The sequence below is a fragment of the Pseudomonas sp. GW821-FHT09C10 genome (assembly GCF_059418085.1).
Map to the genome: position 1 here is coordinate 342,170 of NZ_JBWKPE010000003.1, position 20,166 is coordinate 362,335.

Below are 20,166 nucleotides of genomic sequence, written 5' to 3' on the forward strand. Positions count from 1 at the left end.
CTGTCTTGTGCAGTGTATCGACCCCTCGTCAAAAATCTTCAAGGATGTTCATCTATTCAACCGGCGCGAAAACAAGCGAATCGTCGATAAGTAGTGCAAACGAACAATGACTACAACCAAAGAGCATAGTAGCCTTCCTCAGCGCTTGAACTCAGGAGTCTGTGCATGTCCGTCCGTCGTACCAAAATCGTCGCCACCCTTGGCCCGGCCAGCAACTCGCCGGAAGTCCTCGAACAGCTGATTCTGGCTGGTTTGGACGTTGCCCGTCTGAACTTCTCCCACGGCACCCCGGACGAGCACAAGGCTCGCGCCAAGCTGGTGCGTGACCTGGCCGCCAAGCACGGCCGCTTCGTCGCACTGCTGGGTGACCTGCAAGGCCCGAAAATCCGTATCGCCAAATTCGCCAACAAGCGTATCGAGCTGAAGATCGGTGACAAATTCACCTTCTCCACCAGCCACCCGCTGACCGAAGGCACCCAGGACGTCGTGGGTATCGACTACCCGGACCTGGTCAAGGATTGCGGCGTCGGTGACGAGCTGCTGCTGGACGACGGTCGCGTGGTGATGCGCGTAGACACCGCGACCCCGACCGAACTGAATTGCACCGTGATCATCGGCGGTCCGCTGTCCGATCACAAAGGCATCAACCGTCGCGGCGGTGGCTTGACCGCCCCGGCCCTGACTGAAAAAGACAAGGCCGACATCAAGCTCGCCGCTGAAATGGAAGTGGACTACCTCGCCGTGTCCTTCCCGCGCGATGCCGCCGACATGGAATACGCCCGTAAACTGCGCGACGAAGCCGGCGGTACCGCCTGGCTGGTGGCGAAGATCGAACGCGCCGAAGCCGTGGCCGATGACGAAACCCTCGACGGCCTGATCAAGGCGTCCGACGCCGTGATGGTTGCCCGTGGCGACCTGGGTGTGGAAATCGGCGACGCCGAGCTGATCGGCATCCAGAAAAAGATCATCCTGCACGCGCGCCGCCACAACAAAGCGGTGATCGTCGCGACCCAGATGATGGAGTCGATGATCCAGAACCCGATGCCGACCCGCGCCGAAGTGTCCGACGTGGCCAACGCCGTGCTCGACTACACCGACGCCGTGATGCTCTCGGCCGAAAGCGCCGCCGGCCCGTACCCACTGGAAGCCGTGCAGGCCATGGCGCGTATCTGCGTCGGTGCCGAAAAGCACCCGACCAGCAAGACCTCCAGCCACCGCATCGGCAAAGTGTTCGAAAGCTGCGACCAGAGCATTGCCCTGGCCGCCATGTACACCGCCAACCACTTCCCGGGCGTGAAAGCGATCATTGCCCTGACCGAAAGTGGCTATACGCCGTTGATCATGTCGCGTATCCGTTCTTCGGTACCGATCTACGCGTTCTCCCCGCACCGCGAAACCCAGGCCCGTGCGGCCATGTTCCGTGGCGTCTACACCGTGCCGTTCGACCCGGCGTCGTTGCCGCCCCATGAAGTCAGCCAGGCGGCCATCGACGAGTTGATCAAGCGCGGCGTAGTGGAGAAAGGTGACTGGGTCATCCTGACCAAAGGCGACAGCTACCACACCATCGGCGGCACCAACGGCATGAAGATCCTGCACGTTGGCGACCCAATGGTCTGAGTGACAGGCTGAAAAACAAAAGCCCTGCCATGTGAATGGCGGGGCTTTTTGCTTTCCGTGTGGCAGGGAGCATGTCGAATCGTCGCACCCACATGGGGTTAACGCCTGTCCATAAACCCCGACAGCGCCGCAATCGCTTCCGGCGACTTCAAGCGCTGCACAAACAACGCCCCCTCTTCCTCGATCACTTGCCGCAACTGCTCCCGGTCCACGCTCTTCATCAACTGCTTGCAGACCTGCACCGCTCCCGGCGCCAGGGTTTCAAAGCGCTCGGCCATTTCCCGCGCCTTGGCCAACGCCGCCTCGCCACTGCCCAACGCTTCGGTCGCAATCCCCCACGCGGCCGCTTGTTCGCCGCTGAAGCCCTCACCCAGCAACAGCAGTTCAGCCGCCTTCGCGTGTCCCAGCAAACGGGGGAGGATCAGGCTCGACCCAAACTCCGGACATAGCCCCAAATTGACGAACGGCATGCGCAACCGTGCATCGCGGCTGATGTAGACCAGGTCGCAATGCAGCAGCAGGGTGGTGCCGATACCCACCGCAGCACCCGCTACGGCTGCGATCACCGGCTTGCGGCAGTTGAGCAGGCTTTTCATAAAGTGAAACGGCGGGCTGTCGAGGTCGCTGGGCGGCTGTTCAAGAAAGTCGCCGATATCGTTGCCGGCGGTAAAACACTCGCTGCTGCCCTGGATCAGCACGGCATTGATCTGCGGGTCCGCATCGGCCTGCTCCAACGCCTCGGCCAATTGGCTGTACATGGCTCGGGTCAGGGCGTTTTTCTTATCCGGGCGATTGAGCTGCAGGGTCAGCAGCCCGCGCTCGTGTTGCAGCAGGATGGCGTCGGTCATGGCGAATCTCACGGCAGTGGAATTCAGCACTCAACCACGGGGCAGGAACACATCGGCCAGCAGTTGATTGCGCGGCAGCCCCGCCAGGAACAGCCGCTTGGAGAAGGCCTCGACGCTGACAGGATGCCCGCAGAGTAAGGCCAGGGTTTGCCGGGAAACAAGCCGCAGTTGCGCCAATGCCTGGGCCGACTCGGCCGCAGTCCACAGCTCCACCGTCAGGTTCGGATGACGCGCAGCCAGTTCGGCCAGGGGCTCGGCCAGGTAATGACCGTCGGCATCATGGGCCAGGTGAATCATACGGATGGCGCCCTGGTGATCCTGGCGCAACGCCTCGCGCAGCACACCCCACAAAGGGCCCAGGCCGGTACCGGAAGCCAGCAGCCACAGCGGCCGGGATTGCCAGTCGGGATCGTATTGCAGGGCGCCGCCACGCAGTTCTCCCAGGCGCAGGCGATCACCCACCGACAACGCGCGCGCGGCATCACTGAATGCGCCGGGCTGACGGCAATCGATATGAAACTCCAGGAAGGCGTCCTCCTGAGGCAGGCTGGCCAGGGAATAAGGCCGTGCCACCTGCCCGGCCCACAACACCAGGTGCTGCCCGGCGCGATACCGCAGTCCACGCTCCGCTTGCAGCCGCAGGCGCAGCACCGAGGCATTCAACCAATCGGCCCCCACCACCAGGGCCGGCAGGCCGTCCCGCAGCGGGTCGAACGCCTCGACCTGCAGATCGCCGATCACCTGGCACTGGCACGCCAGGCGCCAGCCCTCCTGGCGTTGTGCCGGGCTCAAGGCAGCGGGCTGACGGTCCTCGACCTCGCCCTGGCACCGCACCAGGCACGCATGGCAACTGCCGGCCCGGCAACTGTAGGGCACGGCCACACCCGCCTGGTTCAAGGCATCCAGCAGGTTGCTGCCGGTGGCTACCGACCAATGGCGTTCACCGACGTACAGTTCAGGCATAGCAGGGCTCGATCACAAGGGGTGCGCACAGGGAATCATGCCTGCGACAGTTTGACCATAGTCGGGTGTATCGGCCACCGTGCCGGGTTATACTGCCGCGCCTTTTTAGCGTCGCGCCTGCACCACTTGGCGTGCCTTGGAAAGGTGGACTCAGCCGACCGATGCACCCCACTGAGCCCACCTTTATTGAATGTTCCCTTATAGAGGAGCGCGACTCATGACCGTGATCAAGCAAGACGACCTGATTCAGAGCGTTGCCGACGCCCTGCAATTCATTTCCTACTACCACCCCGTTGATTTCATCCAGGCGATGCACGAGGCCTACCTGCGCGAAGAATCGCCGGCAGCCCGTGACTCCATCGCGCAGATCCTGATCAACTCGCGCATGTGCGCCACCGGCCATCGCCCGATCTGCCAGGACACCGGTATCGTCACCGTGTTCGTGCGCGTGGGCATGGACGTACGTTGGGATGGCGCCACCATGGGCCTGGACGACATGATCAACGAAGGCGTGCGTCGCGCCTACAACCTGCCGGAAAACGTCCTGCGCGCCTCCATCCTGGCCGACCCGGCCGGCGCACGTAAGAACACCAAGGACAATACCCCTGCCGTGATCCACTACTCCATCGTCCCGGGTAACACCGTGGAAGTGGACGTGGCGGCCAAGGGCGGCGGTTCCGAGAACAAGTCGAAAATGGCCATGCTCAACCCGTCCGACTCGATCGTCGACTGGGTGCTCAAGACCGTTCCGACCATGGGCGCCGGCTGGTGCCCACCGGGCATGCTCGGCATCGGCATCGGCGGTACCGCCGAGAAAGCCGCGGTGATGGCCAAGGAAGTGTTGATGGAATCCATCGACATCCACGAGTTGAAAAAGCGCGGCCCGCAGAACCGTATCGAAGAGATGCGCCTGGAGTTGTTCGAGAAGGTCAACCAACTGGGCATCGGCGCCCAGGGCCTGGGTGGCCTGACCACCGTGCTCGACGTGAAGATCATGGACTACCCGACCCACGCCGCTTCGCTGCCGGTGTGCATGATCCCCAACTGCGCCGCCACCCGTCACGCGCACTTCGTGCTCGACGGTTCGGGCCCGGCGTCGCTGGAAGCGCCACCGCTGGACGCCTACCCGGAAATCGTCTGGGAAGCCGGCCCATCGGCCCGTCGCGTCAACCTCGACACCCTGACCCCGGAAGAAGTGCAGAGCTGGAAGCCGGGCGAAACCGTGCTGCTCAACGGCAAGATGCTCACCGGTCGCGACGCCGCGCACAAGCGCATGGTCGAGATGCTGAACAAGGGCGAAAGCCTGCCGGTGGACCTCAAGGGTCGCTTTATCTACTACGTCGGCCCGGTTGATCCGGTGCGCGAAGAAGTGGTTGGCCCGGCTGGCCCGACCACGGCGACGCGGATGGACAAGTTCACCCGTCAGATCCTCGAGCAAACCGGCCTGCTGGGCATGATCGGTAAATCCGAGCGCGGCCCTACCGCGATCGAAGCGATCAAGGACCACAAGGCCGTGTACCTGATGGCGGTGGGCGGCGCCGCTTACCTGGTGGCGCAGGCCATCAAGAAGTCGCGTGTGGTGGCCTTCGCCGAACTGGGCATGGAAGCGATCTACGAGTTCGACGTGAAAGACATGCCGGTCACCGTTGCGGTGGACAGCAAGGGCGAATCCGTGCACATCACCGGTCCGGCCATCTGGCAGAAAAAGATCAGTGAAAGCCTGGCGGTAGAAGTGCAGTAAGCACCCTCCCCAAGACTGAGGCGACCGCGGCCCATGGCCCGGTCGCTTTTTTATTGCCTGCTGATTCACCTATGGCAAGCCCGCTCACCACAAGAAGCCCACTCTCCCCTTCAGCCACGACAGCCCCTCACCACAAGACCCAAGCCGCTCATGTTATGGTGCACTCCCCTTACCGTGCCTGCCTATCACCGTATGATCGTGATCCCTCGCCCGCTGCGCCTGACCTTCTACTCCCTGCTGATCATCGCCGGTGCGCTGCTGGCCGCGGCCCTGGCCACGCGCCATGCCGAACGCCAGGCATTGGTGGACGATGCGGCCCGCGCCAACCAGCAGCTGGCGCTGTACGCCAATTCCCTGCACACCCTGATCGAACGCTACCGCGCCTTGCCCGCCGTGCTGGCGCTGGACTCGGAAATGATCAACGCGCTCAAAGGCCCGTTGGACGCCGGCACCCAGGACCTGCTCAACCGTAAGCTCGAACGCATCAATGGGGCGGCGCAGTCTTCCACCCTGGAGTTGATGGACCGCACCGGCCTGGCTGTGGCCGCCAGCAACTGGAACTTGCCTAGCAGTTATGTCGGGCACAACTACGCGTTTCGGCCGTATTTCAGCCAGACCAAGAGCCAGGGCACCGGGCGCTTTTACGCGGTCGGCGTAACCACCGGGATCCCGGGGTATTTCCTCTCCAGCGCCGTGCTGGATGAACACGAGCAGTTCCTTGGCGCCATGGTGGTGAAACTGGAATTCCCTGAGCTGGAGCGCGAATGGGCCCAGGGCGATGACCTGTTGCTGGTCAGCGACGCACGCGGCATCGTGTTTATCGCCAACCAACCGGGCTGGCGTTATCGCAACCTGCACCCGTTGTCGGCCAGCGACCTGGTCGAACTCAAGGCCACCCGCCAATACGACAAGAAACAACTGCAGCCACTGGACACCCAAACGTTGCAACGCTTCGACGAAAACAGCCACCTGATGCGCGTCAACGGCCCCGAAGGCAACGCCAATTACATCTGGGAGTCCCTGCCGCTGAAAGCCGAGGGCTGGACCCTGCACCTGTTGCGCAAACCCCAGCTCGCCTTTGAAGACCAGCGCAACGCCGGCCTTGCCGCCGCCGGCTCCTGGCTGGCGCTGGTGTTCCTGGTGCTGTTCCTCAGCCAACGCTGGCGCCTGGCCCGTTTGCGCCAGCGCAGCCGCGAAGAACTCGAACAGCTTGTGGAAGAGCGCACCCAGGCCCTGCGCACTGCCCAGGATGGCCTGGTGCAATCGGCGAAATTAGCGGCGTTGGGGCAGATGTCAGCCGCCCTCGCCCATGAGATCAACCAGCCCCTGACCGCCCAGCGCATGCAGTTGGCGACCCTGCGGTTGCTGTTGGACCACGGTCGGGTGGACGACGCCTACAAGGCCCTGACCCCGCTGGACGATATGCTCACACGCATGGCCGCGCTGACCGGCCACCTCAAGACCTTTGCGCGCAAAAGCCCCAGCGGCCTGCGCGAACGCCTGGACCTGGCCACCGTGGTCGACCAGTCCCTGCACCTGCTCGACGCGCGCCTGCGTGATGAAGCCATCGGCAGCGTGCTGGACCTGACCCGCCCCGCCTGGGTACGCGGCGACGCGATCCGCCTCGAACAGGTGCTGATCAACCTGCTGCGCAACGCCCTCGACGCCATGGCCGACAAACCCCGCAAACGCCTGGAAATCCGCCTGCATGCCGACCAGCAACTGTGGCAACTCACGGTCAGCGACAGCGGCGGCGGGATTGCCGAGGAGCACCTCAACAGCGTGTTCGATCCGTTCTTCACCACCAAGCCGGTGGGCGACGGACTCGGCTTGGGCCTGGCAGTTTCCTACGCTATCGTGCACGAATTGGGCGGGCGCCTGAGCGCCAGTAACCGTGGCGACGGCGCGGTATTTACCCTGACCTTGCCTATCGCGCTGGAGACACCCGACTTATGTTGAACGCGGTGATTGTGGTCGATGACGAAGCCAGCATTCGTACGGCCGTCGAGCAATGGCTGAGCTTGTCGGGGTTCGAGGTGCAGTTGTTCAGCCGCGCCGAAGCCTGCCTGGCGCAACTGCCCAAGGACTTTCCCGGAGTGATCCTGAGCGACGTGCGCATGCCCGGGCTCAGCGGCCTGGAGCTGCTGGCCGAAGTGCAGCGCCGTGACGCCGACCTGCCCGTCATCCTGCTGACCGGACATGGCGATGTACCGATGGCCGTCGAAGCCATGCGCGACGGTGCCTACGACTTCCTGGAAAAACCCTTCAGCCCCGATGCCTTGCTCAACAGCCTGCGCCGCGCGTTGGACAAGCGCGGGCTGATCCTCGAAAACCGCCGCCTGCACCAACAGGCCGATCATCGGGCGCAGTTGGAGTCGAGCCTGCTCGGCGTGTCCCGTGGCTTGCAGAACCTGCGCCGACAGGTACTCGACCTGGCGACCTTGCCGGTCAACGTGCTGATCCGTGGCGAGACCGGCAGCGGCAAGGAGCTGGTCGCCCGCTGCCTGCATGACTTCGGCCCCCGTGCGAAAAAACCGTTTGTGGCGCTCAATTGCGCGGCGATTCCCGAGCAGCTGTTCGAGGCTGAACTGTTCGGCCACGAAAGCGGCGCCTTCACCGGTGCCCAGGGCAAGCGCATCGGCAAACTGGAGTACGCCCATGGCGGCACGCTGTTCCTCGATGAAATCGAAAGCATGCCCCTGGCCCAGCAAGTGAAGCTGTTGCGGGTGTTGCAGGATCAGAAGCTGGAACGCCTGGGCTCCAATCAAAGCATTCATGTGGATTTACGCATCATTGCCGCGACCAAGCCGGACCTGCTGGAAGAAGCCCGCGCCGGGCGCTTTCGCGAAGACCTGGCCTATCGCCTGAACGTTGCACAACTGCGCCTGCCGCCTCTGCGCGAGCGCCGCGAAGACATCCCGCTGCTGTTCGATCACTTTGCCCAAAGCGCCGCCGAGCGCTTGGGCCGCAACGTGGAACCGCTGAGCGGCGCGCAGTTGGGCCGCCTGCTCAGCCATGACTGGCCGGGCAACGTGCGTGAGCTGGCCAACGTCGCCGAACGCCAGGTGCTGGGCCTTGGCGAGCCGGAGCCGGAAGGGATCGAAGCCGGGCAATCGCTGGCCGCGCAGCAGGAGGCGTTCGAGGCCCATTGCCTGAAGGCCGCATTGACCCGGCATAAAGGCGATATCAAGGCGGTGCTGGCGGAGTTGCAGCTGCCACGGCGCACCTTCAACGAAAAGATGCAGCGCCATGGGTTGGCCAGGGACATGTTCCTGAAAGATGAATGAGCGGATTTCCGCTCATCACCCTAAAAAACATCAGCGACTTTCCGCTCAAAATAAACCCCAGCCCCTTCTAGACCGGGCCTTCATCTACCTGGCACAGCTCCTGCTATAGCCCCAGCCAGGCTGCGCTCGCGCCGCTCCATAAAAACAACTAGATGAAGGATCCTTCAATGGATAACTCCAACACCTTGCCCCTGGGGTCAGCGGCCGCGCCGGCCAAAGAACGTACCACCACAAGCCGGATCAAATCGATCTTCAGCGGATCGGTCGGCAACATGGTCGAGTGGTACGACTGGTACGTCTACGCCGCGTTCTCGCTTTACTTCGCCAAAGCCTTTTTCCCGAAAGGCGACACCACCGCCCAATTGCTCAACACCGCCGCGATCTTCGCCGTGGGCTTTCTGATGCGCCCCATCGGTGGCTGGCTGATGGGCCTGTACGCCGACCGTGCGGGTCGCAAAGCAGCATTGATGGCGTCGGTCCTGCTGATGTGCTTCGGCTCGTTGATCATCGCCCTGAGCCCCGGTTACGAAACCATCGGCGTCGGCGCACCGATCCTGCTGGTGTTCGCCCGCCTGCTGCAAGGCTTGTCGGTCGGTGGCGAATACGGCACCTCGGCCACCTACCTGAGTGAAATGGCCACCAAGGAACGTCGCGGTTTCTTCTCCAGCTTCCAGTACGTGACCCTGATCTCCGGCCAGCTCATCGCCCTGGCCGTGCTGATCGTGCTGCAGCAGATCCTTACCACAGAGCAACTGTACGACTGGGGCTGGCGTATCCCGTTCGCCATCGGCGCCCTGTGCGCAGTGGTCGCGCTGTACCTGCGTCGCGGCATGGAAGAAACCGAGTCGTTCACCAAGAAGGAAAAAGCCAAGGAAAGCGCCATGCGCACCTTGATGCGCCACCCCAAGGAACTGATGACCGTGGTCGGCCTGACCATGGGCGGCACCCTGGCTTTCTACACCTACACCACCTACATGCAGAAGTACCTGGTGAACACCGTCGGCATGAGCATTTCCGACTCCACCACGATCTCGGCGGCAACGCTGTTCCTGTTCATGTGCCTGCAACCGATCGTCGGTGGGCTGTCGGACAAAGTCGGGCGTCGGCCGATTCTGATCGCCTTCGGCATCCTCGGCACCCTGTTCACCGTACCGATCCTCACCACCCTGCACACTATCCAGACCTGGTGGGGCGCGTTCTTCCTGATCATGGCCGCGCTGATCATCGTCAGCGGCTACACCTCGATCAACGCCGTAGTCAAGGCTGAACTGTTCCCGACCGAAATCCGCGCCCTGGGCGTGGGCCTGCCCTATGCACTGACCGTGTCGATCTTCGGCGGTACCGCTGAATACATCGCGCTGTGGTTCAAGAGCATCGGCATGGAAACCGGTTACTACTGGTATGTGACCGCGTGTATTGCCGTGTCGCTGGCGGTCTATGTGACCATGAAGGACACACGCAAGCATTCGCGCATCACCACGGACTGACGGTTGGATGCAGTAACAAATGTGGGAGCGGGCAAGCCCTAATGCCTGTTAGTTAAGAGATAGAACGGGCACACAGTAACCTGTGGCGAGCGGGCTTGCCCCGCGTCGGGCTGCGCAGCAGCCCCAATAAGCGCGCTGCAGTGTGTCAGACAGGTCCGGGGCTGTGTTTTGGGGCTGCTTCGCAGCCCGACGCGGGCGGTGCGACGATTCGACAAGCCCGCTCACCACAGTTACAGTGTTCCTCCTTAACTGACTGGCATTGGGGTTTGCCCGCTCCCACCTGTTGAATCAGGACACCTCTGCTACCGGGCTCCGGCCATACCGTCGCTGTGCATACGACGCCCCGACAATCATCACCACCAGCACCGCCGCCAATACCGCCGATGATCCAATGGTGCCGAAATCCAACCCGCCCTTTTCATGGGGCTTGGTCAGGAAGTCGCCCAGGGTTGCACCAAACGGCCGGGTCAGTACAAACGCCACCCAGAACAACAGCACCGACGAGATTTGGGTGAAGTACTTGAGCGCCACCACCGCGGCAATGGTCGAGCCAATCAACAAGGCGCCACCGGCAAAGCCGAGCCCCGAATCGTCCGCCAGGAAGTCGCCCAACGCAGTGCCCAAGGTGTTGGAGAACAGGATCGCCATCCAGTAGAACAGCTCGCCTCGGAAAGTCTGCACCTTGTTCACGTTCAGCGAGTCACCACTGAGGTGCCACAAGGCAAAGATGATCATCAGGATCACGATCAGGATCATCGACCCGGTGGCGTAGCCCAGGCCCAGGGTGCGGTCCATGAAGTCCGACATGGTGGTGCCGGCGGTGCTGGTGGACAGGATCACGATCCAGTACAGCACCGGGTTGTAGGTTTTCGACCAGAGTTGTGTCACCAGAGTGACCAGGAACACGCTGATGAGGATCATCGAGCTGATGGCGTAACCGACGTTCAGGGTCATCGACAACAAGTCCCCGGCGGTTTCGCCCAGGGTGGTTGCGCAGATTTTCATGACCCAGAACGCCAGCGTGATCTGAGGAAGTTTATTCATGCGGTAGAAGGCTCCGAGGCTCAGTCTTATAGGGGGTATCGACCTTGGGCGCAGACTGAACGGGCCGCTGTGAAAAATAGGTGGCCGCTGAATGAAAATTCCATAGGGCCGATGGAAATTCGTCGCCGTGGATTGCACTATGACGGCCTCCCAGAACCCCGCAGCAGGAACCCGGCCATGCCTGACGATATCCACTTCTACGAACCGGCCAACGGCCACGGCCTGCCACACGACCCGTTCAATGCCATTGTCGGGCCACGGCCGATTGGCTGGATTTCATCCCACGACAGTAACGGGCGCCTGAACCTGGCGCCCTACAGTTTTTTCAATGCGTTCAACTACATTCCACCGATCATTGGGTTTTCCAGCGTCGGGCGCAAAGACAGCCTGAACAACATCGAACAGACCGGCGAGTTTGTGTGGAACCTGGCCACCCGCCCGCTGGCCGAGCAGATGAACCAGAGCTGCGCGGCCGTCTCGCCGGAGGTGAATGAGTTCGAGTTGTCCGGCCTGACACCGGTGGCGTCGAAAATCGTCGGCGTGCCGCGAGTGGGCGAGTGCCCGGTGTCGTTCGAGTGCAAGGTGACGCAGATCATCCAACTGCAGCGCGCCGACCAGCAGTTGGTGCCCAGCTGGCTGGTGCTGGGCGAGGTGGTCGCGGTGCACATTGCCAAGTGGCTGCTCAAGGATGGGGTGTACGACACCGCAGCCGCGGAGCCTATTTTGCGTGGCGGTGGCCCGGCGGATTACTTCCAGCTGGGCCCGGAGGCGTTGTTCAAGATGTACCGCCCAGGCGCCACCCAACCCTGACTGAAATACACCAAAAAAGTGGGAGGGGGCTTGCCCCCGATGGCAATGGCACATCCAACATCGTTGTTGGCTGACACACTGCTATCGGGAGCAAGCCCCCTCCCACATTAGAGGGTCGGCGTTGCTCAGCTCGCGGCGCTCGCCCAGGTCAATTGACCCTCTTCATCCACACCGATCAACCGCTCAAGCTGCACGGTGGCGGCATCATCGGCGTCGGAGGCAGTCTTGAACGTCTGTCCATCCAGGATCTTGTGAAACTGCGGGGCGCCCATGCCATCCAGTGCCTTGACGGCGACGGCGGCGCTGTAGCCCCCTTCACCCGGTACTACGGCGGAAACGGCTTCGTGGTGGGCAAATTGTTTACGTGCCATGTTGCAGGTCCTGGCCAATGGAAAAGTTGGCCATTCTAACCATTAACCGGCCAGTTGCAGGTACTCGCCGTAGGCATTGGCGGCGGAGGCATCGGTGAAGGTCTGGAAGTCCATGCTGCGCACGACCATGTCGTTCAACAGCTCAGTGAAGATCATCAGGGCCGGCGAGTTGAAGTAGGCGCTCATCGCCTGCTCGCTGCTCCAGAAACCCGAGATCAACCAGACATCGGGATCGACCTGGGAATGCTGCAACGAAAATTGCAGGCAACCCTGAGCCTGACGGCCCGGTTCGATCAAACTGCTCAAGCGTGCACCCAGTTCGGTGCTGCACCCGGTGCGGGCGCGGATAAAGGCCATATGGCTCGCGGGAATGGGGGTGGACATGTTCGACTCTCCCGTTGAGAAGTGATGCTCGGCAAGCACTGTGGGGGCGTGTTGCCACAGGATCAAAGATAACGGCGCGGGTGCGGGCGCGGTTAGTCAATTCCTGCAGGCTTATTGCACAATCCTGCGAGAAGCGTAGGAAGGACGGAGGGACCGCCGATTCGATTCCACAGGCAAACGCCTTGTTTCAGGGACATGACAGCCCGAGAACTTGCCTGATTCACGACGCGTCGCAGGATCAGGCAAGGATTGTGCAGAATCGACCTAACACTGTTTGAAAAGCCGCCGCTAAGCTGAGCCCATCAAAAAAGCATGCAGAGGACGCCTTATGCCGTCGCCCGAACATCAGTCCATGCCCCTCGACGCCGAGACGGAAAAACAGCGCGCCGAGTTGGCGAGCATCGTACATCGTCACACCTGGGAAGACGGCTCCTATGGCACGGCGATTACGTCACTGTTCCTGAACCGCCACAACACGCCGCGTGACTTCATGCCGGTACTGGTGGAGCCGGCGTTGTGCATCCTCGCCAACGGCAGCAAGGAAGTGCGCCTGGCCGACGAAATCTTTGCCTACGACCCGCTCAATTACCTGGTGTTCTCGGTGGCGATGCCCGTGGCCGGGCGAATCATCGATGCCACGCCGGAAGATCCAAACCTGTCAGTGCGCATCAATATCGACCCGGCGCAGCTGACTGCCTTGATCGCCGAGGCCGGCCCCATGGGCGTGCCCACGCGCCCGACATCGCGCGGGATGTATGTGGACCGCATCGATCCCCAGTTGCTCGACGCCGTGCTGCGCCTGGCGCGCCTGCTGGATACGCCCAAAGACATTGCCATGCTGGCGCCGCTGATCAACCGTGAAATCCTCTACCGCCTGCTACGCGGTCCCCAGGGTTATCGTCTGTATGAAATTGCCGTGGCCAACAGCCAGAGCCATCGCGTCAGCCAGGCAATCAAGTGGCTCAATGGCAACTACGAACAACCGCTGCGCATCGATGACCTGGCCAAGGAAGTGAACCTCAGCGTCTCGACCCTGCATCACCGTTTCAAGGCAATTACCGCCATGAGCCCGTTGCAGTACCAAAAGCAGCTGCGCTTGCAGGAGGCACGTCGGCTGATGATTGCCGAAGGGCTGGAAGCGTCGGCGGCGGGGTATCGGGTGGGGTATGAAAGCCCGTCGCAGTTCAGCCGGGAGTACAGCCGGTTGTTTGGGGCACCGCCGCTGAGGGATTTGGCACGACTGCGCCAAAGCGTCTGACACAAAGACGATCAAAATGTGGGAAGGGGCTTGCCCCTCCCCTATTTGTCCAATGGTGTTTTTCAGTCCAGGGTTCGAGGCAGTTGCAGGGTGACCCGCAAGCCGCCCTCACGCAAATTCTGCAAACTCACTTCACCGCCATGGCTATGGGCAATATTGCGCGCAATACCCAAGCCCAAACCGTAGCCCTGCTGCTGGCCGGCCAGGCGAAAATGCGGTTCGAAGACCTGTTCCAGGCGCTGTTCCGGCACGCCAGGGCCTTCGTCGTCGACGTGCAGGATGAACTCCGCGCCATCGTCCTCAATACGCAAATGGGCGTTCTGCCCGTACTTCAAGGCATTGTCGATCAGGTTGCCGATGCAGCGCTTGAGCGCCAGCGGCTTGCCCGGGTACGCCGCCACCGCTGCGCCGTCCAGGGTGACCCGGCCGTTGCCGTTGGGGGCCACATAAGGCTCCACCAGGCATTCGAGCACATGGTTGAGGTCGACCGGCTGGATGTTCTCGTGGATATCGGTGTCTTTCACACATTGCAGCGCGCCTTTGACCAGCAACTCCAACTCATCCAGGTCACGGCCGAATTTGGTTTGCAGGTTCTCGTCTTCGAGCAATTCCACGCGCAGGCGCAGGCGGGTAATCGGTGTGCGCAGGTCGTGGGAAATCGCGCTGAACAACTGGCTGCGCTCCGTGAGGTAACGGCTGATGCGTTCGCGCATGGCATTGAACGCGCGGCCCACTTCCACCACTTCACTGCCGCCGCCTTCGGCCACCGGTTCCACATCGGCGCCCAGGGACATGTCACGCGCCGCCCGCGCCAGGCGCTTGAGCGGCCGGCTTTGCCAGTGCACCAGCAGGCCGATGAACAGCAGCAAAAAGCCGCTGGTCAGCACGATAAACCACACTTGCTGGGACGGCAGGCCCTGTTCTTCAAGGCTGGTGTAGGGCTCGGGCAACAGCGAAGCGATGTACAGCCATTCGCCGGGGGCGAGTTCGATCTGGGTCACCAATACCGGCGGGTTGACCGGTTCCAGGGTCAGCGCGTAATGGGCCCAGGAACGCGGCAACTCATCCAGTTTCAAGCCGGCGTTGAAGATGCGCAGGTCTTCGGCGCTGACGAACTCCACCGAGATAGGCACGTCGGCGCCCAGGGTCTGGCGCAGGACTTCATCCACGGCCACCAGCACCGCCTGCTTGCGCGGGGTTTGCGGCAACACTTGCATGTCGAGGGGCCGATCATTGAGGGTCACGACAAAACGGGTGCCGCCCATGCTGCGCAGCTGGTCAAGGACCAACGGCCGATAGGCCACCGGCAACGAACGGAAATAACTCACGCTGGCAGTCATCGAGTGCGCCAGGCTACGGGCGCTGGTGACCAGGCCTTCGAGCTGGGTGGCGCGCAACTGCGAGACCCAGATCACGCTGGACAGCGCCTGGGCGAACAGCACCGCGAGCAAGGTCAGCAGCAACATGCGCCCCAGCAGCGAGCGCGGTACCGGGAAGCGCCGGCGGCGTTCGCTCAGCGGCTCAGTGGGCATTGCCGGCAACCACGCTGGCTGCCAGTTGATAACCGCTGCCGCGCACGGTGCGGATCAGCCTCGGGGGTTTTTCGGTGTCGCGCAGGCGTTGACGCAGGCGGCTCACGGCCATGTCGACGATCCGGTCGAGGGGCATCAGGTCGCGGCCACGGGTGGCGTTGCCGATGGTGTCGCGGTCGAGAATCTGTTGCGGGTGATCGAGAAACAATTTGAGCAGGGCAAAGTCGGCACCGGAGAGGATCACCTCTTCGCCATCCACGTGGAACAGCCGATGGCTGATCATGTCCAGGCGCCATTCATCGAACACCAGCACATCGCCATTGCCGCTGCGCTCCTGGCCGAACTGGCAGCGGCGCAACAAGGCCTTGATCCGCGCCTGCAACTCGCGGGGGCTGAAGGGCTTGCCGATATAGTCGTCGGCCCCCAGTTCCAGGCCGATCACGCGGTCGGCTTCGTCGGAACTGGCGGTGAGCATGATGATCGGCACCTGCGCCTGGCGCGGGTGCTGGCGAATCCAGCGGCAAAGGCTGAAACCGTCTTCGTCCGGCAGCATCACATCGAGGATGACCAGGTCGCACGGCGCCTCGTTCATCGCCTGGCGGAACCCCGCGCCATCCGGCACGCCACGCACCTGGAAACCGGCGCGACTGAGGTAGGTCTGCAGCAATTCGCGGATTTCCTGGTCGTCGTCGACGAGGAGAATCGATTTACTGATTACGCTCACGGGGTCCTCCTTGTTGTTATAGGGGGTGCGGGTCAGGCAAACGCCTGCTCCAATGCGACGCCCGCCCCGGTCAACCCGGAATACGGCGCGGTCACCAGCCACACCGGGATGCCCTTGAAGTAGTCGCTCATGCAGCCTTTGTCACTGAAGCTCCTGGCAAAACCGCTGTGGATGAAGAAGTCGGCAAACCGCGGAATCACCCCACCTACGATATACACACCACCGCGCCCACCGGTGGTCAGCACATTGTTGCCGGCTACCCGGCCCAGCCAGATGCTGAATTGATCCAACACTTCCATGGCCACCGGGTCGCCCGCCAGGCCCGCCGCCGTGATGGCTTCGGGGGTGTCGAGCACCGGGGTGTGGCCATCGACCGCGCAAATCGCCCGGTACAGACGCGGCAGACCGCCACCGCTCAAGGCGGTTTCGGCGCTGACGTGGCCGATCTCGCTGTAGATATGCTGCCACAGCTGGGTTTCCCGTGGGCTGCTCAGGGGCAGGTCGACATGGCCACCCTCCCCCGGCAACGCCGCAAAGCGGCCTGCGCCGAGGTCCAGCAGGGTACCGACGCCCAGGCCGGTGCCCGGACCGATCACCACCGCCGGGCGCAACGGTTCCGGCGTGCCTTCGCAGACCACACGGAATTCGTCGGGCTTGAGGCGAGTCATGCCCAGGGCCATGGCCGAGAAGTCATTGACCAGCAGCAGTTCATCCACCTGCAAGGCCTGGCAAAACGCAGTCTTGCTCAAGCGCCAATGATTGTTGGTGAATTTGAATTCATCCCCGCTCACCGGCCCGGCGACCGACAGGCACACCGCACCGATCTCGCCGATTTGCAGGCCTTCTTCCTTGAGGTAGACCTTGATCGCGTCCTCAGGGCTTTGGTGATCCGCCGTGGCATGCACCCGGATCGAATGCAGTGCCTGATCTCGCCACAACGCAAAACGGGCGTTGGTACCCCCGATGTCACCGACCAGCGCTAGCTTCACTTAAGCGTCTCCAAGGCACAGGTAAAGGCGCTGGCGCCCTGCTCTGCGGAGCTTGCGGCCAAGCGCATAAATGCAAACAGCTCGCGACCGGCCCCCACGTTATTGCCCAACAGGCCCGTGGCAGGCGTGCGCGCTGCAAATTCTTCGGCGTCCACCTTAAGCTCCAAGGTGCCCTTCACGCCATCCACGCGAATGATATCGCCATCTTTGACCCGTGCCAGTGGCCCGCCGCTCTGGGCTTCGGGGTTGACGTGAATCGCGGCGGGGATCTTACCCGACGCGCCGGACATACGCCCGTCTGTCACCAGCGCCACCTTGAAACCACGGTCCTGCAGCACGCCGAGGAACGGCGTCATCTTGTGCAGTTCCGGCATGCCGTTGGAGCGCGGGCCCTGGAAGCGCATCACGGCGACAAAATCCTTTTCCAGCTGGCCGGCCTTGAACGCATCGGCCAGGTCCTGCTGGTCCTGGAACACCACCGCCGGCGCTTCGACGATCTGATGCTCAGGCGCTACCGCAGAGACTTTCATCACTCCGCGGCCGAGGTTGCCTTCCATCACACGCAGGCCGCCTTCCGGCGAGAACGCGCGCGCCACAGGGCGCAGGATGGTTTCGTCGAGGCTTTCGATCGGGCCGTCGCGCCACACCAGCTCGCCGTCGACCAGGAATGGTTCCTGGATATAACGGCTCAGGCCCTTGCCCGCCACAGTGTTGACGTCGTCGTGAAGCAGGCCGGCTTCAAGCAGCTCGCGGATCAGGAACGACATGCCGCCCGCTGCCTGGAAGTGGTTGATGTCGGCCTTGCCGTTTGGATACACGTGGGACAGGGTCGGCACCACCTCGGAGAGGTCGGCCATGTCATCCCAGGTGAGGATGATGCCCGCCGACATGGCGATGGCCGGCATGTGCAGGGTGTGGTTGGTGGAACCGCCCGTCGCGTTGAGCGCAACGATAGCGTTGACGATGGATTTCTCGTCGACGATCTCGCCGATCGGCGTGAAGTTGCCGTTGGCCTTGGTCAGGCGCGTGACCTGGTGCGCGGCTTCGCGGGTCAGGGCGTCACGCAGCGGCGTGTACGGGTTGACGAACGAGGCACCCGGCAAATGCAGGCCCATCACTTCCATCAGCAGTTGATTGGTGTTGGCGGTGCCGTAGAAGGTGCAGGTGCCGGGGCTGTGGTAGGACTTCATCTCCGATTCCAACAGCTCTTCGCGAGTGGCCTTGCCTTCGGCGTAGCGCTGGCGCACATCGGCCTTCTGCTTGTTGGAGATGCCCGACGGCATCGGCCCGCCCGGTACGAAGATCATCGGCAGGTGGCCGTAGCGCAGCGCGCCCATCATCAGGCCGGGCACGATCTTGTCGCAGATGCCCAGCATCAGCGCGGCGTCGAACATGTTGTGGGACAGCGCTACCGCCGTGGACATGGCGATGACTTCACGGCTGAGCAGGCTCAGCTCCATGCCGGGCTCGCCCTGGGTCACGCCGTCGCACATGGCCGGGGTGCCGCCGGCGAACTGGCCGACCGAGCCGACTTCGCGTAGGGCTTTCTTTATTTGTTCCGGGAAATGTTCGTACGGCTGGTGCGCCGAGAGCATGTCGTTATATGACGAAACAATTGCCACGTTGGCGGCGTTCATCATGCGCAGGCTATTTTTATCTTCGGTGCCGCAACCGGCCACGCCATGGGCGAAGTTGGCGCATTGCAGCTTGCCGCGCATCGGACCGTCGCTGGCTGCGCCGCGAATGAGCGCAAGGTAAGCCTCACGAGTGGCGCGGCTGCGGGCGATAAGCCGTTCGGTGACCTCAAGGACGCGGGGATGCATGTGTAGAACTCCAGGCTAACGGATGTGGCGACCTGAGTGTCTATGCTGATCAAACGCCCGCAGCTCATGGGATGGCAGAGAGTCGTTTGGATCATCGGACCAGTTGATTCAGGTCACTCGTTGTAGATTGAACAAAATATTGCCACTAAAAAGGCTTGTTTTCTATTTTTATGCGAATAATCTTGTAATTCTTACAACAAATCGACGACAGGCACTTTCCAATGACTCTTCGTATCGCAATCAATGGTTTTGGCCGTATCGGCCGTAATGTCCTGCGCGCACTGTATACCCAAGGCTATCGCCAGGATTTGCAGATCGTCGCCATCAATGATTTGGGCGACAGCTCGATCAACGCCCACCTGCTCAAATACGACACCGTGCACGGCACTTTCGATGCAGAGGTTGCCCACGATCAGGAAAGCCTGACCGTCAATGGTGACCGGATTGCCGTCAGTGCCATTCGCAACCCGGCCGACCTGCCGTGGGCGGCGCACAAGGTCGACGTGGTGTTCGAATGCACCGGCCTGTTCACCGACCGTGACAAGGCTGCCGCCCATATTACCGCCGGCGCACGCAAGGTGATCATCTCCGCCCCGGCCAAAGGCGCGGACGCGACCGTGGTCTACGGCGTGAACCACGACATCCTGCGTCAATCCCACCAGATCATCTCCAACGCCTCGTGCACCACCAACTGCCTGGCGCCGGTCGCCCAGGTGCTGCATCGCGAATTGGGTATCGAAAGCGGCTTGATGACCACGATTCATGCCTATACCAACGACCAGAACCTGACGGACGTCTACCACACCGACCCGTACCGCGCGCGTTCGGCCACCCAGAACATGATCCCAAGCAAGACCGGCGCCGCCGAAGCGGTGGGCCTGGTGCTGCCGGAGCTGGCAGGCAAGCTGACCGGCATGGCCGTGCGTGTACCGGTGATCAACGTGTCGCTGGTGGACCTCACCGTGCAGTTGAAGAAAGACGCCACTGCCGACGAAGTCAACGCACTGCTCAAGGAAGCCAGCCAACACTCGAAGATCCTCGGCTATAACACCCTGCCGCTGGTCTCCAGTGACTTCAACCATAACCCGCTGTCGTCGATCTTCGATGCCAACCACACCAAGGTCAGCGGCAAGCTGCTGAAAGTGCTGGCCTGGTATGACAACGAGTGGGGCTTCTCGAACCGCATGCTGGATAACTGCCTGGCGTTGTGCAACGCCGAGTAATGCGGTCCTGCGGGAGGGGCAATTCGAATCGTCGCACCGCCCCTCCCACAATTGTTCTATGTAGA

Annotated in this window: 17 protein-coding genes; 8 read left to right on the forward strand and 9 right to left on the reverse strand. The window is 62.2% G+C overall.

Features of this window, described 5'->3' with window-relative positions:
* Positions 1 to 165 precede the first annotated feature (165 nt).
* Positions 166 to 1,617, forward strand: a complete 1,452-nt coding sequence (pyk, locus tag AC07OT_RS08630; RefSeq protein WP_027605512.1) for a pyruvate kinase — start codon at positions 166 to 168, stop codon at positions 1,615 to 1,617.
* Between the two features lie 98 nt (positions 1,618 to 1,715).
* On the opposite strand, the gene AC07OT_RS08635 is transcribed toward pyk, so the two are convergent.
* Both AC07OT_RS08635 and AC07OT_RS08640 read right to left on the reverse strand, forming a co-directional pair.
* Positions 1,716 to 2,465, reverse strand: coding sequence for an enoyl-CoA hydratase-related protein (locus AC07OT_RS08635; RefSeq protein ID WP_495107892.1), 750 nt, complete (start codon positions 2,463 to 2,465; stop codon positions 1,716 to 1,718).
* A gap of 30 nt (positions 2,466 to 2,495) precedes the next feature.
* Positions 2,496 to 3,428: an iron-sulfur-binding ferredoxin reductase gene (locus AC07OT_RS08640; protein WP_141155911.1), complete on the reverse strand. Its 933-nt coding sequence runs from the start codon at positions 3,426 to 3,428 to the stop codon at positions 2,496 to 2,498.
* 217 nt (positions 3,429 to 3,645) lie between these two features.
* Here AC07OT_RS08640 and AC07OT_RS08645 point away from each other — a divergent pair, with 217 nt between their 5' ends.
* The 4 genes from AC07OT_RS08645 to AC07OT_RS08660 all read left to right on the forward strand — a co-directional run bounded on the left by AC07OT_RS08645 (position 3,646) and on the right by AC07OT_RS08660 (position 9,943).
* Complete coding sequence (locus tag AC07OT_RS08645; RefSeq protein ID WP_027605509.1) at positions 3,646 to 5,169, forward strand: fumarate hydratase; 1,524 nt, start codon at positions 3,646 to 3,648, stop codon at positions 5,167 to 5,169.
* A gap of 192 nt (positions 5,170 to 5,361) precedes the next feature.
* Positions 5,362 to 7,128 (forward strand): sensor histidine kinase, encoded by a 1,767-nt coding sequence (locus AC07OT_RS08650; RefSeq protein WP_495107893.1) that lies wholly within the window; start codon positions 5,362 to 5,364, stop codon positions 7,126 to 7,128.
* Positions 7,122 to 8,456, forward strand: a complete 1,335-nt coding sequence (locus AC07OT_RS08655; protein ID WP_065939188.1) for a sigma-54-dependent transcriptional regulator — start codon at positions 7,122 to 7,124, stop codon at positions 8,454 to 8,456. Before AC07OT_RS08650 ends, AC07OT_RS08655 begins: the two co-directional genes overlap by 7 nt.
* A gap of 167 nt (positions 8,457 to 8,623) precedes the next feature.
* On the forward strand, positions 8,624 to 9,943 hold the full coding sequence (locus AC07OT_RS08660) for an MFS transporter (RefSeq protein ID WP_065939189.1): 1,320 nt from the start codon (positions 8,624 to 8,626) through the stop codon (positions 9,941 to 9,943).
* A 288-nt stretch (positions 9,944 to 10,231) separates the two neighbouring features.
* Here AC07OT_RS08660 and AC07OT_RS08665 read toward each other — a convergent pair whose 3' ends face one another.
* Positions 10,232 to 10,987, reverse strand: a complete 756-nt coding sequence (locus AC07OT_RS08665) for a COG4705 family protein (protein WP_065939190.1) — start codon at positions 10,985 to 10,987, stop codon at positions 10,232 to 10,234.
* Between the two features lie 177 nt (positions 10,988 to 11,164).
* Here AC07OT_RS08665 and AC07OT_RS08670 point away from each other — a divergent pair, with 177 nt between their 5' ends.
* Positions 11,165 to 11,797 (forward strand): flavin reductase family protein, encoded by a 633-nt coding sequence (locus AC07OT_RS08670; RefSeq protein ID WP_495107894.1) that lies wholly within the window; start codon positions 11,165 to 11,167, stop codon positions 11,795 to 11,797.
* Positions 11,798 to 11,922: 125 nt separating this feature from the next.
* Here the strand turns inward: AC07OT_RS08670 and AC07OT_RS08675 are convergent, their stop codons facing one another.
* Both AC07OT_RS08675 and AC07OT_RS08680 read right to left on the reverse strand, forming a co-directional pair.
* Complete coding sequence (locus AC07OT_RS08675; RefSeq protein ID WP_027605503.1) at positions 11,923 to 12,168, reverse strand: hypothetical protein; 246 nt, start codon at positions 12,166 to 12,168, stop codon at positions 11,923 to 11,925.
* Between the two features lie 42 nt (positions 12,169 to 12,210).
* Positions 12,211 to 12,552 (reverse strand): antibiotic biosynthesis monooxygenase family protein, encoded by a 342-nt coding sequence (locus tag AC07OT_RS08680; RefSeq protein WP_065925866.1) that lies wholly within the window; start codon positions 12,550 to 12,552, stop codon positions 12,211 to 12,213.
* Positions 12,553 to 12,880: 328 nt separating this feature from the next.
* Between AC07OT_RS08680 and AC07OT_RS08685 the strand changes: the two genes are divergently transcribed.
* Positions 12,881 to 13,810 carry an AraC family transcriptional regulator gene (locus tag AC07OT_RS08685; protein ID WP_027605501.1) on the forward strand — a complete coding sequence of 310 codons (930 nt, stop codon included), beginning with the start codon at positions 12,881 to 12,883 and terminating at the stop codon, positions 13,808 to 13,810.
* A gap of 62 nt (positions 13,811 to 13,872) precedes the next feature.
* Here the strand turns inward: AC07OT_RS08685 and AC07OT_RS08690 are convergent, their stop codons facing one another.
* Genes AC07OT_RS08690 through edd form a run of 4 tightly spaced genes read right to left on the reverse strand, consistent with a single transcriptional unit; the run spans position 13,873 to position 18,878 of the window.
* A complete protein-coding gene (locus AC07OT_RS08690; protein WP_027605500.1) occupies positions 13,873 to 15,342 on the reverse strand; it encodes an ATP-binding protein in 1,470 nt (489 codons plus the stop codon).
* Positions 15,332 to 16,066 (reverse strand): response regulator, encoded by a 735-nt coding sequence (locus AC07OT_RS08695; protein WP_024077192.1) that lies wholly within the window; start codon positions 16,064 to 16,066, stop codon positions 15,332 to 15,334. Before AC07OT_RS08695 ends, AC07OT_RS08690 begins: the two co-directional genes overlap by 11 nt.
* Before the next feature lie 32 nt (positions 16,067 to 16,098).
* Positions 16,099 to 17,055: a glucokinase gene (locus tag AC07OT_RS08700; protein ID WP_495107895.1), complete on the reverse strand. Its 957-nt coding sequence runs from the start codon at positions 17,053 to 17,055 to the stop codon at positions 16,099 to 16,101.
* The gene (gene edd / locus AC07OT_RS08705; RefSeq protein ID WP_115487197.1) at positions 17,052 to 18,878 is read right to left on the reverse strand and encodes a phosphogluconate dehydratase; all 1,827 of its coding nucleotides are present in this window, start codon (positions 18,876 to 18,878) and stop codon (positions 17,052 to 17,054) included. Before edd ends, AC07OT_RS08700 begins: the two co-directional genes overlap by 4 nt.
* Before the next feature lie 221 nt (positions 18,879 to 19,099).
* Between edd and gap the strand changes: the two genes are divergently transcribed.
* The gene (gene gap, locus AC07OT_RS08710) at positions 19,100 to 20,101 is read left to right on the forward strand and encodes a type I glyceraldehyde-3-phosphate dehydrogenase (protein ID WP_065925864.1); all 1,002 of its coding nucleotides are present in this window, start codon (positions 19,100 to 19,102) and stop codon (positions 20,099 to 20,101) included.
* Positions 20,102 to 20,166 lie beyond the last annotated feature (65 nt).